General features: G+C 63.5%; 1 protein-coding gene. It reads left to right on the forward strand.

Annotated elements, in window-relative coordinates; translation table 11 throughout:
* Window positions 1-93 precede the first annotated feature (93 nt).
* Window positions 94-1,260 carry an IS1249 family transposase gene (locus AAFP35_RS26210; protein WP_419224616.1) on the forward strand — a complete coding sequence of 389 codons (1,167 nt, stop codon included), beginning with the start codon at window positions 94-96 and terminating at the stop codon, window positions 1,258-1,260.
* The last annotated feature ends 49 nt before the right edge of the window (window positions 1,261-1,309 follow it).

The raw sequence follows: 1,309 nt of genomic DNA on the forward strand, positions 1-1,309 counted from the left end.
GGGTTAAAGGCCAAAATGTGTGTATGGAACCCCGGATTTCCGGGGGCTGACCTCGGGTGATGGTGGTCCGAACATGCTCTGAAAGCATGTTCGGTGTCAGGTCCTCGGAATTCGCCGACGTGTGGTGTATGTGGCGCCAAGCTCGTCAAGAACGGAACCACCAGCGCCGGTCGGACCCGATGGCGCTGCAAGAACTGCGGAGCGTCCAAGACCCAGTCACGCCCCGATATCACCCGTAAGGCGCAACTCGACGCGTTCCTCGGCTGGCTCCTGCACGGCCGCCGACCCGCTGAACAATCCTCGAGCGCACGCACCTTTCGCCGCGACACCGGCTGGTGCTGGAACATTGCGGTCCCACCCCCACCACCGTCGGCAACCCCGGCCGAGGTCGTGCTGCTCGATGGCACCTACTTCCAGTCGTGGTGTCTGCTCATCGCCTACGACGGTCGCCACGTTCTGGACTGGCAGTGGTGCGACCACGAAATGAAGATCGCCTGGCAACAGATCCTGCAACGCCAACCCGCACCCGCGGTGGCCGTCATCGACGGTGGCCGCGGGCTGGCCTCAGCGATCGCCACCGACTGGCCCACCGCCCGGGTCCAACGCTGCTACTTCCACATCTTCCAAACCGTGCGCCGCCACCACACCTTCCGGCCCCGCCTCGAACCGGGACGTGAAATCCTCACCCTGACAAAAGCATTGATGAACATTCGCAACGTCGACCAAGCCGTGCTGTGGCTGCAGACCTACCACGAGTGGGAACAGAAATGGGACCAGTTCATGCGGCATCGCACCTACGCCCGAAAACACACCGAACGTCCGTCGGGCGTCCCCGACACCAGCAGCTGGTGGTACACCCACCGCGACCTGCGCAAGACCCGCGGACTGTTCCGTCGACTCATCGCCGAGGACCACCTGTTCACCTGGATCGACCCCGCACTCACCGACGACGATCACCCGCTGCAGCGCACCACCTCACCGCTGGAAGGTGGCCCGAACAAAGCTCTCAAAGACCTCTTCCGCGCCCACCGAGGCTTCCTCACCGAACACGCCCGCCGCGCTGCCGAATGGAAACTGAACAGCCTCACCGCTCATCCCCACGACCCCTGGAGCCTCGTGAAACCCGAGCACTACAACCCGCCACCACGCCGACCGACAACCACACCAAATGACGAACCGACCGGTCCCTCGATGGGCACCAGCTTCAGCTGGGAAGACGGCAACGGCCTCCAACACGGCTGGGCAGGACGATCACGCTAACCCGACCAAGACACGCCGACAGCCATACACACATTTTGGCCATTAACCC

The sequence above is a fragment of the Gordonia sp. CPCC 206044 genome (assembly GCF_048537895.1).
Lineage (GTDB): Bacteria > Actinomycetota > Actinomycetes > Mycobacteriales > Mycobacteriaceae > Gordonia.